Annotated in this window: 25 protein-coding genes; 16 read left to right on the top strand and 9 right to left on the bottom strand. The window is 70.3% G+C overall.

What is annotated here, in order from left to right:
- Nucleotides 1-5: 5 nt before the first annotated feature.
- Both Drose_RS37795 and valS read right to left on the bottom strand, forming a co-directional pair.
- Nucleotides 6-812, bottom strand: coding sequence for a TrmH family RNA methyltransferase (locus Drose_RS37795; protein WP_260725978.1), 807 nt, complete (start codon nt 810-812; stop codon nt 6-8).
- Nucleotides 812-3,424, bottom strand: coding sequence for a valine--tRNA ligase (gene valS / locus Drose_RS37790; protein WP_260725977.1), 2,613 nt, complete (start codon nt 3,422-3,424; stop codon nt 812-814). The genes Drose_RS37795 and valS overlap by 1 nt, the downstream gene beginning before the upstream one ends.
- Nucleotides 3,425-3,442: 18 nt before the next feature.
- Between valS and Drose_RS37785 the strand changes: the two genes are divergently transcribed.
- Entirely contained in the window at nt 3,443-4,900 is a 1,458-nt protein-coding gene (locus Drose_RS37785; RefSeq protein ID WP_260725976.1) for a fused MFS/spermidine synthase, read from the top strand.
- A 111-nt stretch (nt 4,901-5,011) separates the two neighbouring features.
- Nucleotides 5,012-5,353: an STAS domain-containing protein gene (locus Drose_RS37780; RefSeq protein ID WP_260725975.1), complete on the top strand. Its 342-nt coding sequence runs from the start codon at nt 5,012-5,014 to the stop codon at nt 5,351-5,353.
- Here the strand turns inward: Drose_RS37780 and Drose_RS37775 are convergent.
- Together Drose_RS37775 and Drose_RS37770 are read right to left on the bottom strand one after the other, a co-directional pair.
- On the bottom strand, nt 5,328-5,735 hold the full coding sequence (locus Drose_RS37775) for an ATP-binding protein (RefSeq protein WP_260725974.1): 408 nt from the start codon (nt 5,733-5,735) through the stop codon (nt 5,328-5,330). The genes Drose_RS37780 and Drose_RS37775 overlap by 26 nt on opposite strands.
- A 118-nt stretch (nt 5,736-5,853) precedes the next feature.
- Nucleotides 5,854-7,146 (bottom strand): IS4 family transposase, encoded by a 1,293-nt coding sequence (locus Drose_RS37770; RefSeq protein ID WP_260725720.1) that lies wholly within the window; start codon nt 7,144-7,146, stop codon nt 5,854-5,856.
- 313 nt (nt 7,147-7,459) lie between these two features.
- Between Drose_RS37770 and Drose_RS37765 the strand changes: the two genes are divergently transcribed.
- Nucleotides 7,460-7,858: a TraR/DksA family transcriptional regulator gene (locus tag Drose_RS37765; RefSeq protein WP_260725973.1), complete on the top strand. Its 399-nt coding sequence runs from the start codon at nt 7,460-7,462 to the stop codon at nt 7,856-7,858.
- Here Drose_RS37765 and Drose_RS37760 read toward each other — a convergent pair.
- On the bottom strand, nt 7,842-8,081 hold the full coding sequence (locus tag Drose_RS37760; protein WP_260725972.1) for a histidine kinase: 240 nt from the start codon (nt 8,079-8,081) through the stop codon (nt 7,842-7,844). The two genes, Drose_RS37765 and Drose_RS37760, sit on opposite strands and share 17 nt — an antisense overlap.
- Nucleotides 8,082-8,159: 78 nt before the next feature.
- On the opposite strand from Drose_RS37760, the gene Drose_RS37755 reads away from it, so the two are divergent.
- The 3 genes from Drose_RS37755 to Drose_RS37745 all read left to right on the top strand — a co-directional run bounded on the left by Drose_RS37755 (nt 8,160) and on the right by Drose_RS37745 (nt 11,433).
- On the top strand, nt 8,160-10,763 hold the full coding sequence (locus Drose_RS37755) for a hybrid sensor histidine kinase/response regulator (RefSeq protein ID WP_260725971.1): 2,604 nt from the start codon (nt 8,160-8,162) through the stop codon (nt 10,761-10,763).
- Complete coding sequence (locus Drose_RS37750) at nt 10,760-11,137, top strand: response regulator (RefSeq protein ID WP_260725970.1); 378 nt, start codon at nt 10,760-10,762, stop codon at nt 11,135-11,137. Before Drose_RS37755 ends, Drose_RS37750 begins: the two co-directional genes overlap by 4 nt.
- A gap of 146 nt (nt 11,138-11,283) precedes the next feature.
- Nucleotides 11,284-11,433, top strand: a complete 150-nt coding sequence (locus Drose_RS37745) for a hypothetical protein (protein ID WP_260725969.1) — start codon at nt 11,284-11,286, stop codon at nt 11,431-11,433.
- On the opposite strand, the gene Drose_RS37740 is transcribed toward Drose_RS37745, so the two are convergent.
- On the bottom strand, nt 11,430-11,744 hold the full coding sequence (locus Drose_RS37740) for a hypothetical protein (RefSeq protein WP_260725968.1): 315 nt from the start codon (nt 11,742-11,744) through the stop codon (nt 11,430-11,432). The two genes, Drose_RS37745 and Drose_RS37740, sit on opposite strands and share 4 nt — an antisense overlap.
- A gap of 3 nt (nt 11,745-11,747) precedes the next feature.
- Here Drose_RS37740 and Drose_RS37735 point away from each other — a divergent pair, with 3 nt between their 5' ends.
- The 3 genes from Drose_RS37735 to Drose_RS37725 are packed head-to-tail and all read left to right on the top strand — an operon-like array spanning nt 11,748 to nt 14,979.
- The gene (locus tag Drose_RS37735) at nt 11,748-12,761 is read left to right on the top strand and encodes a hypothetical protein (protein WP_260725967.1); all 1,014 of its coding nucleotides are present in this window, start codon (nt 11,748-11,750) and stop codon (nt 12,759-12,761) included.
- Nucleotides 12,762-12,793: 32 nt separating this feature from the next.
- Nucleotides 12,794-13,489, top strand: a complete 696-nt coding sequence (locus Drose_RS37730) for a response regulator transcription factor (RefSeq protein ID WP_260725966.1) — start codon at nt 12,794-12,796, stop codon at nt 13,487-13,489.
- Nucleotides 13,486-14,979: a sensor histidine kinase gene (locus Drose_RS37725; protein ID WP_260725965.1), complete on the top strand. Its 1,494-nt coding sequence runs from the start codon at nt 13,486-13,488 to the stop codon at nt 14,977-14,979. Before Drose_RS37730 ends, Drose_RS37725 begins: the two co-directional genes overlap by 4 nt.
- 165 nt (nt 14,980-15,144) lie before the next feature.
- On the opposite strand, the gene Drose_RS37720 is transcribed toward Drose_RS37725, so the two are convergent.
- From Drose_RS37720 to Drose_RS37710, 3 genes are read right to left on the bottom strand one after another with little or no spacing between them, the layout of a single operon-like run.
- Nucleotides 15,145-15,612 carry a Rieske (2Fe-2S) protein gene (locus tag Drose_RS37720; RefSeq protein ID WP_260725964.1) on the bottom strand — a complete coding sequence of 156 codons (468 nt, stop codon included), beginning with the start codon at nt 15,610-15,612 and terminating at the stop codon, nt 15,145-15,147.
- Between the two features lie 13 nt (nt 15,613-15,625).
- Entirely contained in the window at nt 15,626-16,249 is a 624-nt protein-coding gene (locus Drose_RS37715) for a DUF6529 family protein (RefSeq protein WP_313899981.1), read from the bottom strand.
- Nucleotides 16,250-16,264: 15 nt separating this feature from the next.
- Complete coding sequence (locus tag Drose_RS37710; RefSeq protein WP_260725963.1) at nt 16,265-16,969, bottom strand: hypothetical protein; 705 nt, start codon at nt 16,967-16,969, stop codon at nt 16,265-16,267.
- Between the two features lie 143 nt (nt 16,970-17,112).
- Here Drose_RS37710 and Drose_RS38905 point away from each other — a divergent pair, with 143 nt between their 5' ends.
- From Drose_RS38905 to Drose_RS37675, 7 genes are all read left to right on the top strand, one after another.
- On the top strand, nt 17,113-19,020 hold the full coding sequence (locus tag Drose_RS38905; protein ID WP_313899980.1) for an adenylate/guanylate cyclase domain-containing protein: 1,908 nt from the start codon (nt 17,113-17,115) through the stop codon (nt 19,018-19,020).
- Nucleotides 19,021-19,100: 80 nt separating this feature from the next.
- Nucleotides 19,101-19,757, top strand: coding sequence for a Crp/Fnr family transcriptional regulator (locus Drose_RS37700; RefSeq protein WP_260725962.1), 657 nt, complete (start codon nt 19,101-19,103; stop codon nt 19,755-19,757).
- Nucleotides 19,758-19,909: 152 nt separating this feature from the next.
- Nucleotides 19,910-22,276 carry an immune inhibitor A gene (locus Drose_RS37695; protein ID WP_260725961.1) on the top strand — a complete coding sequence of 789 codons (2,367 nt, stop codon included), beginning with the start codon at nt 19,910-19,912 and terminating at the stop codon, nt 22,274-22,276.
- Nucleotides 22,277-22,334: 58 nt separating this feature from the next.
- Nucleotides 22,335-22,790: a hypothetical protein gene (locus Drose_RS37690; RefSeq protein WP_260725960.1), complete on the top strand. Its 456-nt coding sequence runs from the start codon at nt 22,335-22,337 to the stop codon at nt 22,788-22,790.
- A 61-nt stretch (nt 22,791-22,851) separates the two neighbouring features.
- Complete coding sequence (locus tag Drose_RS37685) at nt 22,852-23,343, top strand: redoxin domain-containing protein (RefSeq protein WP_260725959.1); 492 nt, start codon at nt 22,852-22,854, stop codon at nt 23,341-23,343.
- On the top strand, nt 23,340-23,915 hold the full coding sequence (locus Drose_RS37680) for a DsbA family protein (protein ID WP_260725958.1): 576 nt from the start codon (nt 23,340-23,342) through the stop codon (nt 23,913-23,915). Before Drose_RS37685 ends, Drose_RS37680 begins: the two co-directional genes overlap by 4 nt.
- A gap of 616 nt (nt 23,916-24,531) precedes the next feature.
- A complete protein-coding gene (locus Drose_RS37675; RefSeq protein ID WP_260725957.1) occupies nt 24,532-25,158 on the top strand; it encodes a GOLPH3/VPS74 family protein in 627 nt (208 codons plus the stop codon).
- Nucleotides 25,159-25,263: the final 105 nt, after the last annotated feature.

Below are 25,263 nucleotides of genomic sequence, written 5' to 3'. Positions count from 1 at the left end.
GCGGGCTACCAGCGGGATTTTCGTGCCCTTGCCTCGTAGAGCAGGATCGACGCGGACACCGAGACGTTCAAGGAGTCGCCCGAGCCCAGCATGGGGACGGCGACGCGCGAGTGGCCATGCTCGTACCACGCCTTGCCGATGCCGTAGCGCTCGCTGCCGACCACCAGCGCCGTCCGCCCCGAATAGTCCGCCTGCCGATAGTTCAGCGCCTCGTCGGTGTCCGCAAGATACGTCGTGAAGCGCTGCGACGACAGCCACTCGGCGGCCTCGGCCACCTCCTCGAACTCCAGCGTCGGCACCGACAGGATGGTCCCCTGACTGGCTCGGATGACCTTCGGATGGGTCAGCCGCGTCTTGCGGTTCGTCAGCACGAGGGCGTCGGCGCCGCAGGCGTCCAGCGTGCGGATCAGCGTGCCCAGGTTGCCCGGGATCTCCAGGCCGTCGGCGACCAGCACCAACGCCGAGCGGCCGAAGCGCAGGTCCCGTGGTGTCCAGCGGGGCAGGGCGGCCAGGGACAGCAGGCCGTCGGGCTTGTCGCGCTCCGAGATCTTTTCCAGCGTGCGCAGCGAGATCCGGAACGCGCGCTCGGCCCGTGCCGCGGTCTCCTCCGCCCGCCGGTGCGCCTCGTCGGCGTAGATCGCCTCCGGGCACCAGAAGAACGTGTCGATCGGCGCGTTGTGCGACAGCAGCATGTTGTGCGCCCACAGGCCCTCGGCGACGAAGAGCTTGTACCGGTTGGGGGCGGTGTTGTTCTGGATGTGCTGTACCTGTCGCACGGCGGGGTGCTGGACCCCGATGGCCTGGAGTTCCATCACAACGTGACGGTAACCGACAGCGAAGGCGCCTCCGAGACGGACCAGTCGCGCACGTTGCCGGCCGCTGTCAGATCGGCGCGCAACCGCGACAGCGCGTCGACCGGACCGGCCACCGTCAGCAGGGCCACCTCGGCCCGCATCGACTGCTGGGACGAGGACTTCGCCTTCCGGATGGCGCCCAGGACCGAGGCGGCCAGGGCCAAGGGCGTGGCGTCGGCGACCAGCGGCGGCGTCGGCCACGGCGCACGGTGCACCGAGCCTCGCTGCCACCAGGACCAAACCTCTTCGGTGACGTACGGCAGGAACGGTGCGAACAGGCGCAGCAGCGTCGACAGGGCCACGGCCAGCGCGGCCCGTGCGGACTCCACTTCGGACGGTCCGGCCTCGCCGTAGGCGCGGGCCTTCACCAGTTCCAGGTAGTCGTCGCAGAACGACCAGAAGAACTGCTCGGTGCGTTCGAGCGCCCGCGCGTAGTCGAAGGCCTCGAACGCCGCCGTCGCCTCCTCGACCACTGTGGACAACGCGCCGAGCAGGGCGCGGTCGACCGGCTCGGTCACCAGGGCCGGGTCGGGCGCGCCGATGTCCGTCCCGGGCTGGCCGATGCCTTCGGCGCTTGACCTGCTGTTCACCCCGGCCTGGTCGATGCCTTCGGCGCTTGACCTGCTGTTCACCCCGGCCTGGTCGACGCCTTCGGCGCTTGACCTGTTGCCGAAGCCGAGCACGAACCGGCTGGCGTTGAGCAGCTTCACCGCGAGGCGCCGGCCGACCTTCATCTGGTTGGTGTCGAACGCGGTGTCGACGCCCGGCCGGGCACTCGCCGCCCAGTACCGCACCGCGTCGGCACCGAACCGGGTCAGGATGTGCTCCGGCGAGTCCTGGGCGTTGCCCTTCGACTTGGCGAGCTTCTTGCGGTCCGGGTCGAGGATCCAGCCGGCGATCGTCGCGCGCCGCCACGGCAGCACGCCGTGCTCGGTGTGCGCGCGCAGCACAGTGGCGAACAGCCAGGTGCGGATGATCTCGTGTGACTGCGGCCGCAGATCCATCGGGAACACCCGGTCGAACAGGTCCGGGTCGTCGAGCCAGCCGCCCACGATCTGCGGGCTCAGCGACGACGTCGCCCAGGTGTCCATCACGTCCGGGTCGCCGATGAAGCCGCCCGGCTGCCCGCGGTCGACCTCCTCGAACCCCGGCGGCGTGTCACTGCTCGGGTCCATCGGCAACGACTCCGGCACGATCGGCTCGTCGTACACCGGCCGGCCATCGGCGTCCAGGTGGTACCACAGCGGGATCGGCACGCCGAAGAACCGCTGGCGGCTGATCACCCAGTCGCCGGTCAGTCCCTCGACCCAGTGCTCGTAGCGGGCACGCATGAACGGGGGTGTCCACTCCAGCTCACGCCCGCGAGCCACCAGCGCCGCGCGCAGTTCCGGCGACCGTCCGCCGTTGCGGATGTACCACTGGCGGGTGCCCACGATCTCGAGAGGCTTGTCGCCCTTCTCGTAGAACTTCACCGCGTGTTCGACCGGGCGCGGTTCCCCGTCGAGCCGGCCGGACGTCCGCAGCAGCGTGACGATTTTCTCCCGCGCCTGGTGCACGGTCAGCCCGGCGATCGGCGCGTAGTCGTCGTCCGCGACACCCGGCGGGGGCTCCAGGGCGAGCCGCCCGTTGCGCTGGATCACCGTGCGGGTCGGCAGGTCCAGCTCACGCCACCAGGTCACGTCGTTGAGGTCGCCGAAGGTGCACAGCATGACCAGGCCGGTGCCCTTCTCCGGGTCGGCCAGGGGATGCGCGAGCAGCGGCACCTCCACATCGAACAGTGGCGTGCGGACGGTCGTGCCGAAGTGCGGCCGGAACCGCTCGTCGTCGGGGTGCGCGACCAGCGCCACGCAGGCCGGCAGCAACTCGGGCCGCGTGGTCTCGATGAAGAACTCGCCGAACCGCAGGCGGTGGAAGGCGCCGGGCCGCTCGCGGTCCTCCAGCTCGGCCTGCGCCACGGCGGTGCCGAACGTGACGTCCCACAGCGTCGGCCCGTCGAGCGGATAGGCGTCGCCGCGGGCCAGGGCGTTGAGGAACCCGCGCTGGGCGGTGGCCCGCGCGCGGTCGCCGATCGTGGTGTAGAGGTGCGACCAGTCGACGGACAGGCCGACGCGCCGCCACAGTGCCTCGTAGGCCTGCTCGTCGACCGCGGTCTGCCGATGGCACAGCTCCACGAAGTTGCGCCGGCTGATCTTCACCGGGGTCTTCCCGGGGCGCTCCGGCGGGGTGAAGTCCGGGTCGTAGGGCAGCGTCGGGTCGCACTGCACCCCATACGTCACCTGGACCCGCCGCTCCGTCGGCAGCCCGTTGTCGTCCCACCCGATCGGGTAGAACACCGTCTTGCCGCGCATGCGCCGGTACCGCGCGATGAGGTCGGTCTGCGTGTAGGAGAACACGTGTCCCATGTGGAGCGCGCCGCTCACCGTCGGTGGCGGCGTGTCGATCGAGAAGACGTCGGCACGCCGCGCGGTGCGGTCGAAGCGATACGTGCCCTCCGCGTCCCATACCTTTGCCCACCGCTCCTCGAGGCCGTCGAGAGTCGGTCGGTCCGGGACACGTGCGGAATCGGGCATGTGCCCCATGCTAAAGCGGTGACGACTGCCACACCGCTCAATAACCGGGTCGCGGCCGGTCTCGTCTTCCTCAGCAGCGGCGCCGTCCTGGTGCTGGAGGTCGCCGGATTGCGCCTCGTCGGACCGTACGTCGGGGTGACGCTCGAGACGAGCAGCGCCGTCATCGGGGTGGCCCTCGGCGCCATCGCCTACGGCGCGTGGACCGGCGGCTGGCTCGCCGACCGCCGCCTGGACCCGGCGAAGCTGCTGTCCCCGCTGCTGCTGCTCGGCGCGCTGGCGACCGCCGCCACCCTGCCGATCGTGCGCATCGCCGGGGAGTGGCTGCGCGGCACCGATCCCACCAGCGTGCTGCTCCTGGCGATGCTGGCGCTGTTCGTGCCGGCGGCGCTGCTGTCGGCCGTCACCCCGGTGGTCGTCAAGCTCCAGCTCGGCGACCTCGCCCACACCGGCCGGGTCGTCGGCCGGCTGTCGAGCGTGGGGACGCTCGGCGCGATCACCGCCACGCTCGGCACCGGGTTTGTGCTGGTCGCCACCGCACCGACGAGTGGCATCCTCTTCGGACTGGCGGGGGTCCTGGCCCTTGCCGGGTTCGGGCTGATGGGGTACTGGCGAAAGCGCGCACCGGCGGTCACCGCCCTCGCCGTGATCGCCGCCGGCGTGCCCGTCGCCGTCTTCGCGCCGGACCCGTGCGAGGTCGAGACGGCGTACCACTGCGCGAGCGTCGCCGTCGACCGCCACCGCCCGTCGGGGCGCACGCTGCTGCTCAACGGCGCACAGCACTCCTATGTGGACCTCGACGACCCGGCCCACCTCGAATACGCGTACACCCGCTGGATCGCGTCCTATGTGGACGAGCTGCCGCCCGGCCGGCTCGACGCGCTGCACCTCGGCGGCGGGGGCTTCACGCTGCCCCGGTACCTCGCGGCGGCCCGCCCCGGCACCGACAGCGTGGTGCTCGAGCTCGACGCCGCGCTGGTGGCGCTGGACCGGCAGCGGCTCGGCCTGGTCACCGGCCCGGAGCTGCGGGTCGTCACCGGCGACGCCCGCGTCAACCTGCACCGCGAACCGTCCGGGTCGCGTGACCTGGTGATCGGCGACGCCTTCGGCCACCTGGTGGTCCCCTGGCACCTGGCCACCCGCGAGCTGACCGAGGACGTCCGGCGAGTGCTGCGGCCGGGTGGCGTCTACGCGCTGAATGTCATCGACGGCAAGGCCCGCCGGTTCGTCCGCGCCGAGGTGGCGACCGTCGCGTCGGTGTTCGCGCACGTGGCGCTGATCGCGCCGCCGGCGGCCCTGCGCGGCGAGACGGGGAGCAACTTCGTGGTGCTCGGCTCGCCGGAGCCGCTGCGGCCCTTCGAGGCGCCGATCGACGCGCGGGTGCTGACGGGCGACGGACTGCGCGACTTCATCGGCGACGCCGCGGTGCTCACCGACGACTACGCTCCCGTCGACCAGCTACTCACGTATTCGCCGTGACGCGGCCGCCTGGCGGTGCGGCGCTCGCCGGCGTTTGAACTCCGCCGATTGGGTATTACACACTGTTGACCAGCGAATGGCGGACGTGAGCAGGAAAGGGAACGTCTGAAGGTGGTTGACGACGAGACGGTCTGGGAGCTGTCCGTGCGCCGGCAGGACGGCCGTGCCCAGCTCATGGCGGTGGGCGAGCTCGACCTCGACTCCGCGCCGAAACTGCTGGCCGAGGTGGTTCACCAGTTGGAGGACGGGGTCACGGCGGTCGTGATCGACCTGGCCGGCCTGTCCTTCATCGACTCGAGCGGCCTCGGCACGCTGGTCGGCTGCTGGCGCCGGGCGCAGAATGCCGGCGCGACACTGGTCGTGGCAAACCCGAACGAGGACGTCGCCATGACCCTGGAGATCACCGGCCTGGACCAGATCCTGACGGTCATGCGGGACGGTGCGAACGCCTGACGGCGGGCTGGACCAGGGCGATCTCGGCCCAGACGGTCTTGCCGCCGGGGTGCGGGCGGACCCCCCAGGCCCGCGCGAGCTTGCTCACTATCCGCATGCCACGCCCTGACATGCTCGTACTGTTGTCGATCTCCGAGAGGCGGGGGACCTGCTCGCTGCCGTCGCCGACCTCGATGATCAGGACATCACCGCGCCGGAGCAGACGCAGGATGGCCGGTGGCATGCCATGGCGCAGCGCGTTGGCGACGAGCTCGTGCCCGACCATGACCGCACTGCGGCTGAGGTGGGCCAGCCCCCACGAGTCGAGTGCCCGTGAGATGACCCGCCGGGCCTGCCGAGCGTGCCCTTCCGGGACGTCCACCTCGACCTGATCCGCATCCACGTCATTCATGGTGCCCCGCCGCTGCCGGAAAGAACAGCCCGCCCGGCGGAGGTGGCGGACCGGACCGGCGCGGCGGCGCTAGGGTCAATGCCGGGTAGTTAAGGGTCGGGGCTGGTCGTCAAGGGGGTTCGGCGAGGATCGTGAGGCTGATGGTGGCTTGGTAGGTGCGTCGGTCGATGTTCGGGCCGCGGGCGTTGTATTTGGAGATTGCTCGTTTGACGGTGCGGGCGTTGACGCGGAGCCGTCGCTCGGGCAGGAGATCGTTCAGGACGAGGCGGCCGATGTTGCCGACCAGGTCGATGACGGTGTCGGCGATCACCCCGGCGGCGTGCACGATCTGGTCACGGGCAGCGTGCAGGGCGATGGTGAAGCTGGCCCGGTCAGGGTCCACTGCGGTGTCGCTGTTGGTGGCGTCGGTCATGGCGGTGCGCAGGATCTGGTAGGTGACCAGCAAGGCGTGGATCTCCTGGTCGACGCCGGCCGGGGTCCGGGCCCGCAGGACCCGGCCGCCGAGGATGCTGGACTTGATCTCCAGGTAGGCGGTCTCGATCTCCCACCGTTCGTGGTAGAGCCGCAGCATCGCGGTGGCCGGATGGGCCTGCGGGTCCAGCAGGGTGGTGATCAGCCGGTAGACACCGGTGACCGTGCCGGCCTTGGTCGCGATGCTGATCTCGGCGTCGATGACCCGTACCGGCTGGCCGCCGAACACCGATCGGTAGGAGCCGTCCCGGAAACGGTGCAGCATCGACAGTTTCGGGCCGCCGCGGCCGGTCTTGGCCCGCACCAGCAGATGCGCCTGCCGGCCGGTCACGATCTTGAGCAGATGCCCGGCGGCGAAGTTACGGTCGGCCAGCAGCAGCACCCCGGCGGGCAGCCGGGCCAACAGATCCCTGGCATAGGTGGTCTCGCCGCAGGTGATCGCCCCGAACACCGCGTCCATCACCGACCGGGTGCCACACGCCATCACCGTCACCAGCCGCAGCATCGGATAACCCGACCCGCCGGTGCGCCCGCCGCGCTGCTTGCTGAACCGGGTCAGGTTCGCCGCGCTGTCCGCCGCGAACAACATGGTCCCGTCGATCGCGCAGACCAGCAGCCCCCGCCAGCGCACCGGCCCCGCCATCGCCGCCGCCGGGCCGCGCAGCAGGTCGAACAACGCCCGCAACGGTTGCGGGCCGACCCGCTGGCGGGCCTTGGTCAACGCGGCCTCGCTCGGGTACGCGACCGGCAGCCCGTCCAGACCGGCGACCAGACGCTGCCACACCTGCCGATACCCCAACTCGGCGAACAAACAACCCGCCAGCAGCAGATACACCACCACCCGCGACGGCAGATCCCGCACCCGCCGCTGCATGCAGCGGGTCTGAGCAAGTACGGCATCGACCATCTCGAACGGCACCTGCTGGGTCAACTCACCCAGATGACCCGGCGCGAACGGACCTGCCGCGACCCGCACCACACGCGTAATGACAGACTGAACCAACAGCGGGACTCCCGGCAGCAAGGCATGTCTTGGCGGACGTACCTCTCTACCGGAGTCCCGCTGCCCACATCCACACCAACACACCACTTGACCAGCCACCGCTGGGCTTAACTACCCGGCATTGGCGCTAGGGTGGCCGGACGGGCCTCGCGAACGGCCCTGCGAGCAGGTTTGCACCGCACCCGGTCTGGGCACTCCGGAAGCCAATCATTTCCGCACCGCACGAAGTCCGGGGGTCCACATGCTCGTCCATCCTGAGACCGTCATCGCCACCAGCACGCGGCGCAGCGCCGATGACGCCCGGACGGAGGACCTCCGTGAGGCGCTCGCCGCCCGCCGGCAGGAGCTCGAGACGGAACATGCCGAAGCCGTGGCCGAGATGACGCTCGCCGGCGTGGTCGACGCCGGGGACGACGTCGCCGATCTCGGCACCAAGGCCTTCAACCGGGAGCAGGAGTTCGCCCTCGTCCTGTCCATCCGCAGCCGCATGGACCAGGTCGACCGCGCGCTCGATCGGCTCGCGGCCGGACGCTACGGCACCTGTGAGACCTGCTCCGAGGAGATACCGGTCGCCCGGCTCGCCGCGTTCCCGTCGGTCACCCTGTGCGTGACCTGCAAGTCGATCAGCGAGCGGCGGTAGCCGAGTTCAGTCGTTCGACCAGGTCGAGGGCGCGCTGGGCCGCGCTGCGCAGGTGGGGGAGGTAGTCGGCCGCGGCCGGCGCGCCGGCCAGATCCTCGGCGAGGAACGTCGTGTAGTTCATGATCGCGCCGAGGGCGTTGGACAGGTCGTGGGCGCACGAGGACACCTCGGCCCGCAGTTCGGCGAGCGCCTCGTCGCCCATCCGGCCCTCCCTGCTCTTCAAGGCTGACTAGAGTGAGTCCCGTCGGAAGTTACGGGGCGTAGTCTTATGATAACTCTAGTCACAACATTCCTGGTCGCGGTGATCTTCCTGCGAGCACTCACGGGGTATCTCCGCGACCGGGATCCGGTGCAGCGGGACATCACGCTGATCTTCCTGCCCACCCTCGCGGTCTGCGCCAACGGCCTGTTCCGCGAACTTTCGGACCGCCCGCTCCCCGTCGCCGCCGGCAGCTCGGCCACGGCCCTGCTCATGGTCCAGCCGTACTTGACGCTGCGCCTCACGGCCCGCCTGCGCCACGTGCCCCGGTGGCTCGACCGCGCCCTGCTGGTGCTGATGCTCGTCGGCTTCGCGACGGCCGTCCTCGCGCCCCGGCCGCTGCGCCTCGGGTACCTCCTCCTGATCGTCGTCACCTTCATGGTCACCGAGATCATCGCGGGATCGTTCCTGCTCAACGGCGCGAAACGACGCTCCGGCGCGGCCCGGGTGCGGCTGCAGCTCGCCGCCGCCGCGACGTACCTCTTCGCCGTCATGATCCTGGTGCTCTTCGGCGGCGCGGTCATGTACCCGAACACCATGAGCTGGCTTTCCCAGGCCGGCCGGGCCGTCGGGATGGTCTCGGCCCTGCTGTACCTCGTCGCGTTCATGCCGCCGGTGTGGCTGCGCCGGGTCATGTCGGCCAGGGTCTGGTACGAGGCGACCGAGGACCTCCAGCGCCTGCCGGCCGCCGTCAGCACCGACCAGGTGTGGCGGCGCTACGTGCAGGTGGTGCACGAGACCACCGGCACGGACGCGGTGATGCTGCTCGACGAGCGGCTCCACCGGATCGCCGCGGTCTGCCGGTCCGGCGCCCGGCTGCCGCACGGGCCGATCACCGGCTTCACGCTCGACGAGCTGATCCACCAGCGGCAACCGGCCTCGCTGCGCGCGGACCACCCGCTTGTCCTGCTCACCGGCACCCGCGTGGTGACCGCGCTGCCGATCGAACTCGCCGATCACCGCCGGGGCGCCGTGCTGCTCCTCGACCGGTACCGCGCCCTCTTCACCGTCGACGACCTGCGCCTCGCCCGTGTCCTCGGCGGCCAGGCCCGCCTGCTCGCCGAGCGCAGCATGATCATGGCCGAGCAACGCAACCTGGCCGAGCAGCTCGCCGACTCGGTCGCCGCCCTCACCCACGCCAGCCAGGCCAAGAGCGACTTCCTCGCGGGCATGAGCCACGAACTGCGCACCCCGCTGAACGCGATCATCGGCTTCAGTGACCTCATGCGCGCCGAGTCGCCCGACGGCGACCGCCGCTCGGTTCCCGCCGAATGGGTCGACCACGTCCACAACAGCGGCCGGCACCTGCTCGGGCTGATCAACGACATCCTCGACCTCGCGAAGGTGGAGGCCGGCCGGCTGGAGCTCGACCCGCGGCCGTTGGCCCTCGACACCACCATCGCCGAGGTCACCACCAATCTCCGGCCGCTCACCGAGAACAAAGGGCTACAGGTGTACGTCGACGTGCCGCCCATCGCGGTGCGGGCCGACGCCCTGCGGTTCCGGCAGATCCTCGACAACCTGCTGTCCAACGCCATCAAGTTCACACCCGAGGCGGGCCTCATCGCGGTCACCGTCAATCAGGACGGCGACCGCGTGGCGATCACGGTCGCCGACAACGGGATCGGCATCGCCCCCGAGGACCAGGAGCGGGTCTTCGAGGAGTTCCAGCAGCTCGGCGACGCCGCTCAGCGCAACGCCGGCACCGGGCTCGGCCTGGCGCTCACGCGGCGCCTGGTCGAGGCGCACGGCGGCACGATCTCGCTGGCCTCGACCCTCGGCGAGGGCAGCCGGTTTACCGTCCACCTGCCTGCCGCCGTGCTCGCGGCACGGGACCCGGTCCGGGTCGTCGAGCAGCAGGGCGTCGCCCGCGGCCGGGTGCTGATCGTCGACGACGACGCCAGCGCCGCGGAACTGCTGCTGACCTACCTGGCGGCGGCCGGCTACCAGGTGCGGGTCGCCAAGAGCGGTGAAGAGGGCCTGACCGCCGCTCACGAGTGGCAGCCGGACGCGATCCTGCTCGACGTGATCATGCCCGGCCTCGACGGCTGGGACGTGATCCGCGAACTGAAGCGCGACGAAACCCTGCGTGACATCCCGGTCTTCTTCGCCACGATCATCGACGACCGCAAGGCCGGCCTGTCGCTGGGCGCGGCGGACTTCTTCGTCAAGCCCGTCGACCACGACGCCCTCCTGGCCCAGTTGGCCCGGCACATCGCGCCCATGGCCGGCGATGATCCGGCGTCGGTACTGGTCGTCGACCGCGACGACCACACGCGCGCGGTGGTGGAGCGGCAGTTGCGCGACAGCGGGATCGACGTCGTGACGTGCGACGACGGGCCGCAGGGCCTGCGCCTGTCCCGCGACCGGCGCTTCGACCTGATCGTCTGCGACCTGCAGATGCCCGACGTCGACGGCTTCGCTCTGCTGGCCGGCCTGGATGTGAACCCGGCGACGCGCGGCATCCCGGTGCTCGCCCTGACCGCCCCGGACATGCCGGACGCCGACCGCCGGCGCCTGACCGGCAAGGTCATCGGCACGGTGCCGCGCAGCGCCGCCGCCTCGGACGGCCTGCGCGAGTGGATCGATCTCGGCGCGGTCGCCGGTGCGGTGTCCGACGCCCGTCAGGAAGGCTTCCCCAGGTGAGCAAGGTGCTGCTGGTCGAGGACGAGGAGCTGAACCGGGTCCTGGTCCGGGCCATCCTGGCCCGGGCGAGCGACGACGCCGTCCGCACGGTCGAGCTCGTCGAGGCGGGCAGCCTGGCCAGTGCGCGGACGGCCCTGGCGGACGGGCCGGTCGACGTGGTCCTGCTCGACGTCAACCTGCCCGACGGCAACGGCCTCACGCTCGCCGCCGACCTGCGCGAGCTGGGCGACCGCCCACAGGTCATCGCGCTGACCGCCAGCGTCCTGCCGCACGAGCGGGCGGCGGCGATGTCGGCCGGCTGCGATGCCTTCCTGGACAAGCCGTACGCGGCCCAGGACCTCGTAGACCTCCTGAGCACCCACCTGACCCACTGACCGCCCCTTCCGCGTTGATCTTGCAGTTGTGGTGCCTGACAAACCGGTCATTCAGGGAGTGTCGCGGCACCACAACTGCAAGATCAACGGGAAAAGGGCCGTCGGGGGGAGCGACCCGGGCACGGGGCGGGCGGCAGACTCCCAGCATGGAAATCGTGCTTGCCGACGCGGCGCCGGAGCCGGGGTTTCTCGCCGGGACGGCCGTTGTCGTCGCGCTGATCTGCGTGGCCGTGGTCGCCGCGATCGTGGTCCTGGTCGTCTGGCTGCTCCGCCGCACCAAGAACAGCAAGTTCTAAAGCACCAGCAGTCCCATGAGCACCGAGCAGGCGTTCGCACCGACGCTGGTCACGACCAGCAGCAAGGCATCCCGCCGCACGACCACCGACAGCGCCAGGGCCTCGACCACGACGACCATCGCCTCCGCCGCCCAGAACCGGGTGGCCGACGGGCGTGGCGCCAGGAACCACCACAACGCCGGATGCGTCAGCAGGTTGACCAGCGCACCCAGCGCCGCCGCCCGCCAGGGGGTCGCGAGGCCCAGCGCGACCAGCGCCGCCGTGTACAGCGGCACCTCGACCGCCAGGGTCAGCAGCAGCGCGGGGAGCATCGCATGAAGATAAGCCTGCTCTTCGCCGCCGCGGCCGCCGCCGCGCTCGCTGTCGGCCTCCAGGCGCCGCTGGCGACGACCGTCCTGGGGCTGATCGCGTTCGGCGTGCTGCACAACGTGCTCGAACTGCGGTACGTCACCGGAAGGTTCGCGCCGGTCCTCAACGGGCGCTTCCTGGCCGTACTGCTCGGGCTGATCAGTGCGATCGTGCTCTGCCGGATCGCCGCCATGTTCGTCGGCGACCCGGCGCGGTACGCGGAGATCCTGATCGGCTACGCCGTGCTCGCGGCCGGCTGCGTCCACGCGCTGCGTCGCTGGTGGCTGGCCGGCGCCGGCGCGGTCCTGGCACTCGCCGCGGCGATATCGCTGGCTTGGCCCGGGTACCACTTCGTGGTCCTCGCGCACCTGCACAACGTCGTTCCACTCTTCTTCCTGTGGGAGTGGGCCGGCCGTATCGGCAACGTGACGGCCCGCCGCTGGTTCCGCGCCACACAGCTCGGGTGGGTACTGGCCGTGCCCGCCCTCCTGCTGGCCGGCGTCGCCGACCCGGCGCTGGCCGGCGTCGAGCGGACGACCGTCGCCGCGTTCGCCGGTGACCCGGCCCGGATCATCGCCCTGAGCGCCCCGCCGGGCGCGGAGTCGATCATCGGCGCCCGGTTCCTGGTGATCTTCGCGTTTCTCCAGACGATGCACTACTTCGTGTGGGTCTGGTTCCTGCCGCGGCACGCCCCGGACGCGACCAGGGCGTTCGAGCGGCGCGCGCCGTGGCTCACCGGCGGCCGGGCCTGGGCGCTCGGCGCGGGCCTCGGCGCCGCCCTGGCCGTGCTGTTCGTGATCGACTACGCCTCCGGCCGGGCGATGTACAGCGCGTTCGCCTCCTACCACGCGTACCTGGAGTTCCCCGTCCTGCTCGCGATGCTGCTCGCGCTCCGGACGGATTTCGATGCAGCCGGTTCACAGCAGGTTTTCAGGGAAAGCGCACCCAGTGGCCAGCAACCGGCGGCACTCTCGACATGACAAGGGAACCCTGACGCTATTTGGAGCGAACCATGACGCGGCTGCTTGTGGTCGACGACGAGCCGGACATCGTCGAGCTGCTCACCGCGAGCCTGAGGTACCACGGCTACGACGTGGCGAGCGCCACCAGCGGCCGGCAGGCCATGGAGGAGGCCCGCCGATTCCGGCCCGACATGATCCTCCTCGACGTCATGATGCCCGAGCTGGACGGCTTCGAGGTGCTGCGCAAGCTGCGCGGTGAGGGCACCCGTGTCCCGGTGCTGTTCCTGACCGCGCGCGACGCCACCGAGGACAAGATCAAGGGGCTCACGCTGGGCGGCGACGACTATGTCACCAAGCCGTTCAGCCTTTCCGAGATCCTGGCCCGCATCCAGGCGGTCCTGCGCCGGGTGGCCGACCCGGCGAGCGGCGCCGGCGTGCAGACCTCGCGGCTCACCTTCGCCGACATCGAGCTGGACGAGGACACCCACGAGGTGTTCAAGGCCGGACAAGAGGTCCAGCTCTCCCCGACGGAGTTCAAGCTGCTGCGGTACTTCATGACGAACCCCGGCCGCGTGCTGTCCAAGGCGCAGATCCTGGACCACGTCTGGCAGTACGATTTCGGCGGCGACGCCGGCGTCGTCGAGTCATACGTCTCCTACCTGCGGAAGAAGATCGACACCACCGAGCCGCGCCTGCTGCAGACGCTCCGCGGCGTCGGCTATTCGTTGCGCCTGCCACGGACATGAACGCCCTGCCACTGCGCATCAAGCTCGTCGGCTTGATGCTGGTCCTGCTTGCCGTGGCGCTGGTCATGACCGGCGCCATCGGTGTCTACAACACGCGCGACTATCTCGGCGACCGCCTCGACAACCAGCTCAGGACCAGCGCTGACGGGGCCTTCATGGACTGCGGGCGCGGCTTCGTGAACGCCGACGACCGGCACGGTCCGAAGCAGCTCACCGGCTACTACGTGGGGTGTGTCGACTGGAATACCGGCGAGATCGAACGCTCGGCCTTCATCCCGAGTCATCACGGGCAGCAGGGTCCGAAACTGCCGACGAATGTCGCCGACCTGGCCGACGCCTCGGCCACCAGCCTGCGGCTGCCCTACTACACGACGGTGCCCGCGGCCGGCGGAGACGGACACGACTGGCGGGTGATGTTCACCGCCCGTCAGTCGCCCGGTGGCGTGCAGGCGGTTGTCGTCGCGTTCAGCCTCGACGAGGTCGACAAGACGGTCAACCAGCAGATCCGGGTGAGCGCCGAGGTCGGGGGCGCAGTGTTGATCCTGCTCGCGGTCGTCGCGTACCTGCTGGTGCGCTCCAGCCTGAGACCGCTGGTCGAGGTGGAGCAGACCGCCGAGGCGATCGCCGCCGGTGACCTCACCCGGCGGGTGCCCGAGGCCGACCCGCGGACCGAGGTCGGCGGCCTGTCGCAGGCCCTCAACACGATGCTGGGGCAGATCGAGACCGCGTTCGAGGAGCGGCGAGCCTCGGAAGAGGCGGCGCGCGCCTCCGAGGAGGCCGCCAAGGTGTCCGAGGAGCGGATGCGCCGGTTCGTCGCCGACGCCAGCCACGAGCTGCGCACCCCGCTGACCTCGATCCGCGGCTTCGCGGAGCTGCACCGCCAGTCCGGCGGCAAGCCCGAGGAGACGATCGGCCGGATCGAGCGCCACGCCACCCGGATGGGCCTGCTCGTCGACGACCTGCTGCTGCTCGCCCGGATGGACCAGCAGCGCCCGTTGGAGAAGAAGCCGGTCGACCTGCTCGCCCTGGCCACCGACGCGCTGATCGACGCCCGGGTCACCGCCAAGGATCACCGGCTGCGACTGCGCACCCCGAGCAGCGCCGACGACGACGCCGACGTCGAGCCGGCGATCGTCCTCGGCGACGCGGCCCGCCTGCGCCAGGTGGTGCAGAACCTGCTGTCCAACGCGCTGACCCACACGCCGGCGGGGACCGAGGTGACCATGTTCGTCGGCACCGAGGGTCGCGACGCGATCCTGGAGGTCGCCGACAACGGCCCCGGCATGACGGCCGCGGACGCCTCCCGCGTCTTCGAGCGGTTCTACCGGACCGACCCGAGCCGCACGAGGGCGCTCGGCGGCTCGGGCCTGGGCCTGTCGATCGTGGCCGCCCTGGTCCACGCCCACGGCGGCCAGGTGACCCTGCGCACTGCTCCGGGCGAGGGCGCCACGTTCCGCGTCACCATCCCCCTGCCCCCCACCCCCTCCTGACCCGTTGATCTTGCACCTGTGGTGCCTCGACACTCCGCTTTTGTCCGAGTTTGTCAGGCACCACAACTGCAAGATCGACGCAGGTCGCCCTGGCGGGTGCGGCCACGACCGACTGCCCGGGTCCGTCCGATGTGGACGGAGACCGGGCAGTCGGCTCTGTGGGAGTCAGGCCTTCCTGATGGCGTCGCCGTCGACCGTGATGGCCACCGCGGCGAGCGGCTTCTTCGCCGGGCCGTCCGCGACCGAGCCGTCCGTCACCTTGAACTTGCTGCCGTGGCACGGGCAGTTGATCGTGCCGCCCGACACGTCTCCCACCACGCATCCGGCGTGCGTGCACACCGCGGTGAAGCACTTGAAGGTGCCGGCCGCCGGCTGGGTCACCACGATCTTCTGATCCTCGAAGACCTTGCCACCGCCGACGGGGATGTCACCGGTCCTGGCGAATCCGCCGCCTTGCGCGCCGGTGCCGCCGCCGGTCGCGCCGCTACCGGTCGCGCCGGCTCCCTGGTCGGCCGTGGCCGGTGCGGCGCCGCCGCCCGTGTCGCCGTAGGCCGCGCAGCCCGCCAGCGCGGCGGTGAGGCCCGCCGCACCCGCACCGGCCAGCAGGGCTCGGCGAGTCGTCTGGTTGCTCACAGCAGGTTTCCTTTCAGAACTTGACGCCGAACGTGGTGAAGAACCACAGCGCGGAGGTGACGAACAGGCCGGACAGGCCCGTGAAGACGAGGCCGCCGAAGACCGGCAGCGCCCAGTTCGGCACGCCCTTCTTGGCGAGGACGAGCATCTTCGTGGCGAACGCGCCGTAGAAGAAGCAGCCGAGCAGCGAGTGGACGAGCACGCGGGTGTCGTAGTCGGCGAAGCCCAGCGCGTACAGGCAGTGCAGCGCGACCGGGATCGACACGATGAACGCCGCCCGGCCCGACCAGCGGTGCACACCGCCGAGCCAGGAGGCGTCGCGGAACACCGGGAGCTTGCCGTACATCACGAGCGCGGTGAACAGTTGGACCAGCGCCAGCAGGAAGGCGAGCGTGGCCAGCCAGACCTTGACCGTCTGCGGGCTGGAGAAGCCGGCGACGTTCACCGCGATGCCGGTCGGTTCGTGGAGCTTGCCGTAGGCGCCGAGCGCACCGGCGGCGAGGCAGCCGGCAAGCACCGGCACGATGAGCGCGGCGGCGGTCTTCGGGCTGGCCGGCTCGACCGCGGGTGGCGGCAGCTTCGCCGGTGTGGGCCAGGAGTCGGTTGCGGGCAGCGGTTGTTCCATCGGGGCTGACATCGTCGTGACTCCTCCTCAGCTACCGCTGCCGGCGGGCAGGGTGGCCTCGATCGCGACGGCGGTGCCGTCGACGGTGACGGTCCGGTTGTTCACGTCGAACGCCGGGGCCGGCCTCGGGTTGCCGCCCGTGTTGTCGACGCCGACCTGGCGCCCGTCCGGCAGGACGACCCAGCTCGCGTCGAGCCGGTTGCGCAGCGCGGACGCCGAGCGGTAGAGGCCGGACGGCGGTGGCGCGGGCTTGATGGTGAACTCCCACGTCTTGCTGCCGGCGGTGACGCTGCCCTTGGCCTGCCCGTTGCCGTACGTGCCCGCGAGGCTGCCCTTCGGCCCTTTCAGCACGATCTGCCCGTCGGCCATGGTGCCTTCCAGCCACGCCTCGACGGACTTGCCGTCGCAGACGTACGCGATCGCCTTGCCCTTGTTGACGACGATGGCGAGGGACGCCGCCCCGCCGGCGACGGAGCCGGCGTACGTCACGGTCCCCTGCTGGCCGGCCGGGCCGCTGCCGTCACCGGTCACCGCCGCCGAGGACGGTGGTGCGGGAGGAGGTGGCGGCTCCGCCGTCTGTGTGGTGGCCGCCGGGGCCGCCGCGGTCGTGGTCTGCGTCGCGGCGGCGTTGTTGCGCGCCGCGTCGTTGCTGAGGTCGACATTGAGCGTGTAGAGCGCGCCGGCGACGACCAGGCCGGCGCCCAGGGTGATGATCGGTCCCTTGAACTTCATCGGTGGCTCCCACAGAGTGATCGCACCTGTCAGGTGCTGTCGGTGAACATGAGACCGAGGTTGGCGTAGCGTGTCTGCGTCCAAAGACGCACAACGCCAACCGTGCAATGTCGCCGAAGTGACCTCGAAGGGTGGGTGCGCCGATGCCTCGCGTCGTCGTCTGGGCCGCGCATCTCGCGCTGCCGATCGCCGGACTCTGGTTGTTGCTGACGGTGCCCGACGCCGATGTCATCTGGCAGCACCATCAGGCCCACTTCTGGCTGGTGCTCGCCGTGGCGGCCGTCAACGTCGCGATCGGCGTGGCGATGAGCATCGCGGCGCACAACCGCTCGGACGGCCGGCTGTTCCTGGTCTCCCTGGTCTTCCTCGCCGCGGCGGGGTTCCTCTTCGCGCACGCGATCGCCACCCCCGGCGTCCTGATCGGCCACCCCAACGCCGGGTTCGACACCGCCATGGCGGTGGGTCTGATCATCGGAGCGGCGCTGGCCGTACTGTCGTCATTGCGACTCCCCGCGGGCATCCCGCGCTGGCAGTCGGGCCTGCGGGTCGCGCTGGCGCTGATCCTCTTCGCCTGGATGACCGTCTCGCTGCTGGACCTGCCGCCGTTGAGCCGTCAGACGCAGGTCCGCGAGGTCGAGGGCGTGATGGTGTGGCCGGCGCTGGCGGCCGTGGTGCTGTACGTCGTCGCGGCGGTGCGCTTCTACCTGCTCCACCGGCGCGCGCCGAGCGCGGTGCTGATCTCGGTCGTGACGGCGTTCGTCCTGCTCGCCGAGGCGATGGTCGCCGTGACGCTGGCCGACAAATGGCGAATGTCCTGGTGGGAGTGGCACCTGATCCTGACCGCCGCCTTCCTCTTCGTCGGCTACTCGGCCTACGTGCAGTACCGCAGGGAAGGCACCGCCGCCGGGCTCTTCGACGGCATCGCGGTCGCCGAGACGACCCGGCGGGTCCGGGCGCGGTACGAGGCGGCGCTCGAGGAACTCGTCACCGCGCTGCAGGAGTCGGAGCGGGGCGAGCGGCCGGAGCGGCTGGCCGCGCGGATGGCGGAGCGCTTCGGGCTGACCGAGAAGCAGGCCGCGGTCCTGGACCGGGCGGCCGCGGCGCTGCTCGCCGAGCGGGACCTGTCCGGCCGGCTCGGCGCGCTGGTGACCGTGGGGGAGCAGGCCAGGGTCGGCGCGGGGGAGCACGAGTTCCTGCGGGCGGCGGCGGCGGCCGTCGCGCCCTCGTTCGGACCCGTCGAGATCGGGCTGATCTCCGACGGGCGCCTCGATCTGCGGGGCGAGGACACCCTTCCGCTCACGGTCAAGGGGCAGGTCGCCGGCGCCGTGCGGATCCCGTCCGGCGGCCGGGCGGAGCTGCGGGCCACCCTCGCCAACCAGTTGTCGATCGGCCTCGAGAACGCCCGGCTGTACGGGCAGCTATCGACGCTCTTCCGCCAGTACATGTCGCCGGACGTCGCGGCCGCGCTGCTCGCCGATCCCGACCAGGCCGCGCTCGGCGGTCAGCTCGTCGACGTGACCGCGCTCTTCGCCGACCTGCGCGGGTTCACCACGTTCTCCGAGGCGCATGCGCCGGGTGACATCGTCGAGATGCTGAACCGGTACCACGGCGTCGCCGTGCCGTGCATCCTCGACAACGGCGGCACGATCGTACAGTTCGTCGGCGACGCGCTGCTGGCGCTGTTCAACGCACCGGCCCGGCAGGCCGACCACGAGCTGCGGGCGGTGCGCGCCGCGCTGGAGATGCAGGCCGCGGTCCGGGAGATCGCCGAGGGCCGGCCGGACTGGCCGCGGTTCCGGGTCGGCGCCAACACCGGACCGGCGCTGGTCGGCAACATCGGCAGCGAGCTGCTGCGCGGGTTCAACGCGATGGGTGACGCGGTCAACGTGGCGGCCCGGCTGCAGACCATCGCCGAGCCGGGCCAGGTCGTGATCGGCGGCACCACCTTCGACGCCGTCGCCGGCCGGGCCCGCGCGGCCTTCCTGGGCGACCTGGAAGTGAAAGGTCGCCGGCAGACAGTCCGGGCGTACGCGGTGGAGGCTTTGTCGTGACCGGTTCGGAGCGAAGCGGAGAGGCCGGTCACCGGGGGCGCAGGGCGGAGGTTGCCCGGCCGGAGCGAAGCGGAGGGCGGGTGACCGAGTTCTTCGATCTTCTGCTCCCTGACGAGCAGGCTGCCCTGGAGGCGGCCGGGCACCGCAAGCAGTGGAAGCGCGGCGCGGTCATCTACCGCGAGGGCAGCCGGTCCGACTCGGTGGTCGTGGTGCGTTCCGGCCGGGCGAAGGTCTCCTCGGACACCGCCTCCGGCACCGAGGTCGTGCTCGCCGTCCGCGGCCCGGGCGCGCTGCTCGGGGAGCTGTCCGCGATCGACGGCGGTCCCCGTTCGGCGACCGTCACCGCGCTCGAACCCGTCACCGCCCTGTCTGTGCCGTCGCCTGATTTCGAGCGGTACCTCCTGGGCCACGCCCGCGTCTCGTTCCTCCTCATGCGGGAGCTGGCCCGCCGGCTGCGGGACGCCGACCGCAAGCGCATCGAGTTCGGCGCGTACGACACCACCGGACGGGTGGCCGCCCGGCTGGTCGAGCTGGCGGAGCGCTTCGGTGAACAGACCGGCGACGGGCTGCGGATCAACCTGCCGCTGTCCCAGGACGAACTGGCCGGCTGGACCGGGGCCTCGCGCGAGGCGGTGACCAAGGCGCTGCGCACGCTCCGTGAAGAGGGCTTGATCCAGACCGGACGCCTGTACGTGATCGTTCGCGATCTCTCCGAGTTGAGAGATCGTGCTCAATAGGCGGGGTCACCCTTGCTTTGACCCTTGCAACTATGCATATACCCCGAAGTGGATCTTCAATGGGTGCGCACAGCCCCTAATCTCTCGCGACAGGTGCATCGAGGCATCGACATAGTGCCTTGGTGCTTACATGCCCCACCAGGGAGGAACCTGTGCGTAAATTGACCGTGGGACTGCTGAGTCTCACGCTTGCGTCGGGGATGGGGGTGTTCGTCGGCGGAGGCGCGGCACATGCCGTCCCGGCCAAGCAGCCACCGTCCTTCGACACCGCGGCACCCTCCGACGAGTTGCCCAACCCGGCTGAGGAGAAGCGGCGCGAGGCTCGTGAGGTCGCGTTGTCCAAGGTGCTGTCGGGCCAGGCGGCTACGGAGAAGCGTGGAGCGAGCACGGTCGTCAAGATCGGCGACAAGCGCAGGGGTCACGTCGACAAGTACGTCGAGCTGAGCCGCGAGAAGACGGACAAGATCTTCGTCGTGCTCGCCGAGTTCGGCAATCAGCGGCACCCGAGCTACCCGGACCAGGACACCAGCCCGAACTTCGAGGGTCCGGTCCGCTTCGACGGCCCGCTGCACAACGAGATCCCGGCGCCGAACCGTGCCGTGGACAACTCGACGATCTGGCAGCAGGACTTCAGCAAGCAGTACTTCGAGAACATGTACTTCGCGACCGGCAACGGCGCGGAGTCGCTCAAGACCTACTACGAGAAGCAGTCCTCGGGCCGCTACAGCGTCGAGGGCACGGTCACCGACTGGGTGAAGGTCCCGTACAACGAGGCCCGCTACGGTCGCTCCAACGGCTACCCGTGCGCCTCCAACAACTGCAGCAACGTCTGGTACCTCGTCCAGGACGCCGTCAACGCGTGGGTCGACGGGCAGCACGCCCAGGGCAAGACCGACGCCGAGATCAAGGCCGCGCTCGCCTCGTACGACACGTGGGACCGGTACGACTACGACCACGACGGCGACTTCAACGAGCCCGACGGCTACATCGACCACTTCCAGATCGTCCACTCCGGCGGCGACCAGGCCGACGGCGACCCGTACCAGGGCGAGGACGCGATCTGGAGCCACCGCTGGGCCGCGTTCCAGAACACCACCTCCGGCCCCGACTTCAACAAGTTCGGTGGCACGCAGGTCGGCGCCACCGGCCTGTGGGTGCGTGACTACACGATCCAGCCGGAGAACGGCGGCCTGAGCGTCTTCGCGCACGAGTACGGCCACGACCTCGGCCTGCCGGACCACTACGACACCACGGGCGCCGGCGGCAACGCCGAGAACCCGGTGAACTGGTGGACCATCATGGGCCAGAGCCGGGTCAGCCTGCCCAGCGACAACGGCATTGCGGCCCGCGCCGCCGACCTCGGCGCATGGGACAAGCTCCAGCTCGGCTGGCTGGACTACAAGGCGGTCAACGCAGGCGAAACCAAGCTCGTCGACCTCGGACCGCACGAGTACAACAGCAAGAAGTCACAGGCCGTCATCGTGAACCTGCCGAAGAAGCGGGTCGTCACCAACCTGCCGGTCCCGCCGGAGGGAAGCAAGTCGTGGTGGAGCGGTGCGGGCAACAACCTGAGCAACACGCTGACCCGCACGGTGACGCTGCCCGCCGGCACCTCGGCGCTGAGCTTCCAGGCGTCGTGGGACATCGAGGACTGCGGCTCCGACCCGTGTGACTACGCCTACGTGGAGGTCGACGACGGCACCGGGTTCAAGCCGGTCAAGGGTTCGATCACCAACGGGCCCGAGTCCGACGGCGGCGCCGGCGTCAAGGGCACGAGCTCCGGCTGGGTTCCGGCCACCTTCGACCTGTCCGCCTTCGCGGGCAAGACGGTCGGCCTGCGGTTCCGGTACTCCACCGACACCAACACGGGGGGCCAGGGCTTCTTCGCCGACGACATCAAGGTGACCAACGGCGCGACCACGATCTTCGCCGACGGTGCCGAGTCGGGCGCCAACGGCTGGACCGCGGTCGGCTTCAGCGCCATCGGCAACAGCTTCACCACCGAGTACGACAACTACCTCATCGCCTCGCACCGCACGTACGAGTCGTTCGACAAGTACATGAAGACCGGCCCGTACAACTTCGGCTTCGCGGACCGGCCGGACTACGTCGAGCACTTCCCGTACCAGACCGGCCTGCTGGTCACGTACTGGGACACCTCGTACCGGGACAACAACACGAGCCAGCACCACGGCGAGGGCATGATCCTGCCGGTCGACTCGCACCCGGACCTGATGCTGAAGGGCGACGGCACGCCGTGGCGCCCGCGGATCCAGGGGTTCGACGCACCGTTCTCCATGCGGAAGACGGACAAGTTCACCCTGCACTACGGGGCGAACAACGCGTCGAGCACGCTCGGCGGCCAGTGGGGCAACCCGCTGTTCGACGACAGCAAGAGCTACTACCGCGAGGTTCCGGCCAACAACGTCTACTACGGCGTCAAGGTCCCGAACAACGGCGTGAAGATCTTCACGCTCTTCGAGAACGGCACGTCCATGACCATCCTGGTCAAGGCCTGACCGTTCGCCCGACCCGTTGAGGGTCGAACGGAACCGTGCACGGCAGGAGGAGGTCCAAGTGGGCATGAGAACACTGGGCCTCCTCCTCGCCGCCACGGCGGTTCTCGCCGGCTGCGCCGCCCGCTCCTCCGGCGGCGCCGACACCGCCGCACCGGCGGCCTCGGCCTCGGGGACGGCCGCCGCGTCCGCCCCGGCCTCCGCCGGCACGCCAGCCGCCTCGCCGCGCAGCGTGCGGCCGCTGCCCACCGTCAGCCTGCCGTCCGGCCTGCCGAAGACCACGGATCCGGAGCCGCCGACCGACGACTTCCCACAGGTCACGGCGCAGGGAAGGATCCGGGTGGAGGGGCAGTGCGTCAACCTCGTGACCGACTCGGTGACCTGGACGCTGCTCGGCCCCGACGCGGCGAAGCTACGCGACGGCCAGCAGGTCAAGGTCGTGGGTGTGCCCCATCCCGAGGCCCGCACCGTGTGCACCGGCAGCCCGCTGACCCCGCAGACGGTGACCTCGGTCTGACCCGGTAAGGACACCCGATCCGGGTGAACACGCCCGCTCAGGGGCGGCGAACCGTTAAGGCATGAGCGGTCCATTTCCTCAGCCTGGGCAGCACGCGCCCGATTTCGAGCTGCCGGCCGGTCCGGACGCCCACACGGTCGGCACCACGCAGTTTCGCGGGCGCCCCGCGGTCCTCGCCTTCTACCCGGCGGACTGGAGCCCGGTCTGCAGCGATCAGATGGCGCTCTATTCGGCCGTCATGCCCGAGTTCGAGCGCTACAACGCCGGCGTGCTGGGCATCTCCGTCGACAGCGTGTGGTCGCACAAGGCCTTCGCGGAGGATCGAGGCATCCGCTTCCCGCTGCTCGCCGACTTCGAGCCGAAGGGGGCCGTCGCTCGCGACTACGGCGTCTACGACGAATCCACCGGGACGTGTGAGCGTGCGTTGTTCGTGCTGGACGCCGACGGCGTGGTGGTCTGGAGTCAGGTCTCCCCGCCGGGGGTGAACCCTGGCGCCGACGGGATCCTCAACGCCCTCGAGGGGCTCGACAGCGGAAGGCGGCCAGTGCTATGACAACCACTCCGTTCCAGGTCACCCTGGCTCGACTGGTGGTGCCCGTCGGCCCCGAGGACCACACGATCGGCCCGGAGACGGCACCCGTGTCGCTGGTCGAGTACGGCGACTTCCAGTGCCCGTACTGCGGCATGGCGCATCCCATCGTGCGGGACCTGCTGCGGCTGCGCCAGGACGCGGTGCGCTTCACGTTCCGGCACTTTCCGCTGACGAACGTCCATCCGTACGCGGAGCTCGCGGCCGAGGTGTCCGAGGCGGCCGGTGCGCGCGGCAAGTACTGGCCGATGCACGACTGGCTGTTCGAGCACCAGCGTGCCATCAACCCCCGGCAGTTGATGGTCGGCGTGGAGCAACTCGACCTTCCGTCCGACGAGATCGCCGACGAGGTCGGCGCCCATCTGCACCTCGACCGGGTCCGCCGGGACTTCGTCGGCGGCGTGCGCAGCGGAGTCAACGGCACCCCGACGTTCTACATCAACGGCGTCCGGCACGACGGCGGCTACTCGCTGGAGGAGCTGCTGGAGGCCGTCGACGAGGCCGCGGAGGCGGCGAGCGGGCCGTCCGTCGCGTAGCGTTCACCGCCGGGCGGCCCATGGCTACGGTCCGTACGGGCGGTAGCCATGGTGAATCTTGTTCGCGATAGCTCGACGTCACCACGCGTCATGTCGAGTCGAAAGCAACCCGGCCATTTCGCGGAATCTCATGGAGCATCGCACGACGATCGTAGATCTGCATCCGCACTGGTGGCGCCGAGAGGGTGGCGCCGAGATCGATGCGATCCGCTGTCGTCTAAGGACCGACAACATGTCACATATGCTTGCTCGCATGTCACGGAAAGTACCGCTGGCAGCGAAATCTCACCCGTGACGCTCAGTAGCTCGCGATTCGCGCGGCTACCGTCAATACCACTTTGTTGGTCCTTGTTAACACAAACCTTTATTTGCGGAGTTGCGAAGACGCTAACGCGCGGTGCATGCTTTCGCGTTGGGTCCCGAGATCTTTCGGGACCGAACTTGAAGGGTTCAGGAAATCGGCGGAACCTCGGGCCGTGCGGGAAGGCCCCGGGAAGCGTGCGGCCCGAGGGGGTCGCACGACGAGACGGAAGTGCGGTGACGGTGCGCGCCTGGGTGGGTTCAACGGCGCGGCGTGCCCTGCGCGCCTTCCGGGACGGCGCGGGAGTGCTGGCGGATGCTGCTTGCCGATGACTTCTTCCTGATCGCGCACGACGACCGGGACGGCAAGTCCCGCCTGTCGCAGCGCGCGGTCGAGCTCGGGCTGGCCGGCGCCATGCTCGGTGAGCTGGTGCTCGAGCAGAGGATCGTCTGCGAGGGCCCGCGACTGCGGGTGATCAGCCGCGAACCACCGTCCGACCCGCTCGCGCACACCAACCTGGCCACGATGATCGCCGAGACGCAGCACCGCGAGGTGCGCACCTGGCTGCTGTTCCTGGGCCAGACGGCGGTCGACGCGGTCGGGCAGCGCCTCGCGCGTGTCGGGCTGGTCGAGCAGACCACGGTCCGGCGGCTGTTGCGCAGCACGACCCGGTGGGTATCGACCGACATCAACCTCCCCGCCGGTCGTGTGGTGCGGCTCCGCCGCCTGCTCACCGGCGCGGAGCCGATGCGGGTCGCCGACACCACACTCGCCGGCCTGGCCGAGGCGACCGGGCTCACCGGTCACGTCCTCTGGGACACCGACCAGGCCGGCATCAGAAGACTTCAACAGGCGATCGCCGCCCTGCCGCCGCCCTTGCGCGACCTCATCCTCGAGGTCGAGTCGGCGGTCGGCGACGCGGTGCTCTCGCAGCGCGGGTGACGGCGCGACTCGGACTTCCCTCTCCCCTTCCCCCTCAACCCCTGGAGGACCGATGTCCGCTACGGCGCCTTCGCGACCTAGCGTGGTATCACAGGCATTAGCCCG

Origin of the sequence: Dactylosporangium roseum (genome assembly GCF_025264685.1) — a bacterium.
GTDB lineage: Bacteria > Actinomycetota > Actinomycetes > Mycobacteriales > Micromonosporaceae > Dactylosporangium > Dactylosporangium roseum.
Note: the sequence above shows the minus strand (reverse complement) of the source record. Positions and strands in the feature narration are given on the sequence as shown.

What these genes read in the sequence shown, in the direction of transcription:
- Drose_RS37795 (WP_260725978.1), bottom strand. Translation starts at nt 812, where the DNA reads ATGGAACTCCAGGCCATCGGGGTCCAGCACCCCGCCGTGCGACAGGTA.
- valS (WP_260725977.1), bottom strand. Translation starts at nt 3,424, where the DNA reads ATGCCCGATTCCGCACGTGTCCCGGACCGACCGACTCTCGACGGCCTC.
- Drose_RS37765 (WP_260725973.1), top strand. Translation starts at nt 7,460, where the DNA reads ATGCTCGTCCATCCTGAGACCGTCATCGCCACCAGCACGCGGCGCAGC.
- Drose_RS37745 (WP_260725969.1), top strand. Translation starts at nt 11,284, where the DNA reads ATGGAAATCGTGCTTGCCGACGCGGCGCCGGAGCCGGGGTTTCTCGCC.
- Drose_RS37740 (WP_260725968.1), bottom strand. Translation starts at nt 11,744, where the DNA reads ATGCTCCCCGCGCTGCTGCTGACCCTGGCGGTCGAGGTGCCGCTGTAC.
- Drose_RS37735 (WP_260725967.1), top strand. Translation starts at nt 11,748, where the DNA reads ATGAAGATAAGCCTGCTCTTCGCCGCCGCGGCCGCCGCCGCGCTCGCT.
- Drose_RS37730 (WP_260725966.1), top strand. Translation starts at nt 12,794, where the DNA reads ATGACGCGGCTGCTTGTGGTCGACGACGAGCCGGACATCGTCGAGCTG.
- Drose_RS37725 (WP_260725965.1), top strand. Translation starts at nt 13,486, where the DNA reads ATGAACGCCCTGCCACTGCGCATCAAGCTCGTCGGCTTGATGCTGGTC.
- Drose_RS37715 (WP_313899981.1), bottom strand. Translation starts at nt 16,249, where the DNA reads ATGTCAGCCCCGATGGAACAACCGCTGCCCGCAACCGACTCCTGGCCC.
- Drose_RS37710 (WP_260725963.1), bottom strand. Translation starts at nt 16,969, where the DNA reads ATGAAGTTCAAGGGACCGATCATCACCCTGGGCGCCGGCCTGGTCGTC.
- Drose_RS38905 (WP_313899980.1), top strand. Translation starts at nt 17,113, where the DNA reads ATGCCTCGCGTCGTCGTCTGGGCCGCGCATCTCGCGCTGCCGATCGCC.
- Drose_RS37685 (WP_260725959.1), top strand. Translation starts at nt 22,852, where the DNA reads ATGAGCGGTCCATTTCCTCAGCCTGGGCAGCACGCGCCCGATTTCGAG.
- Drose_RS37680 (WP_260725958.1), top strand. Translation starts at nt 23,340, where the DNA reads ATGACAACCACTCCGTTCCAGGTCACCCTGGCTCGACTGGTGGTGCCC.
- Drose_RS37675 (WP_260725957.1), top strand. Translation starts at nt 24,532, where the DNA reads ATGCTGCTTGCCGATGACTTCTTCCTGATCGCGCACGACGACCGGGAC.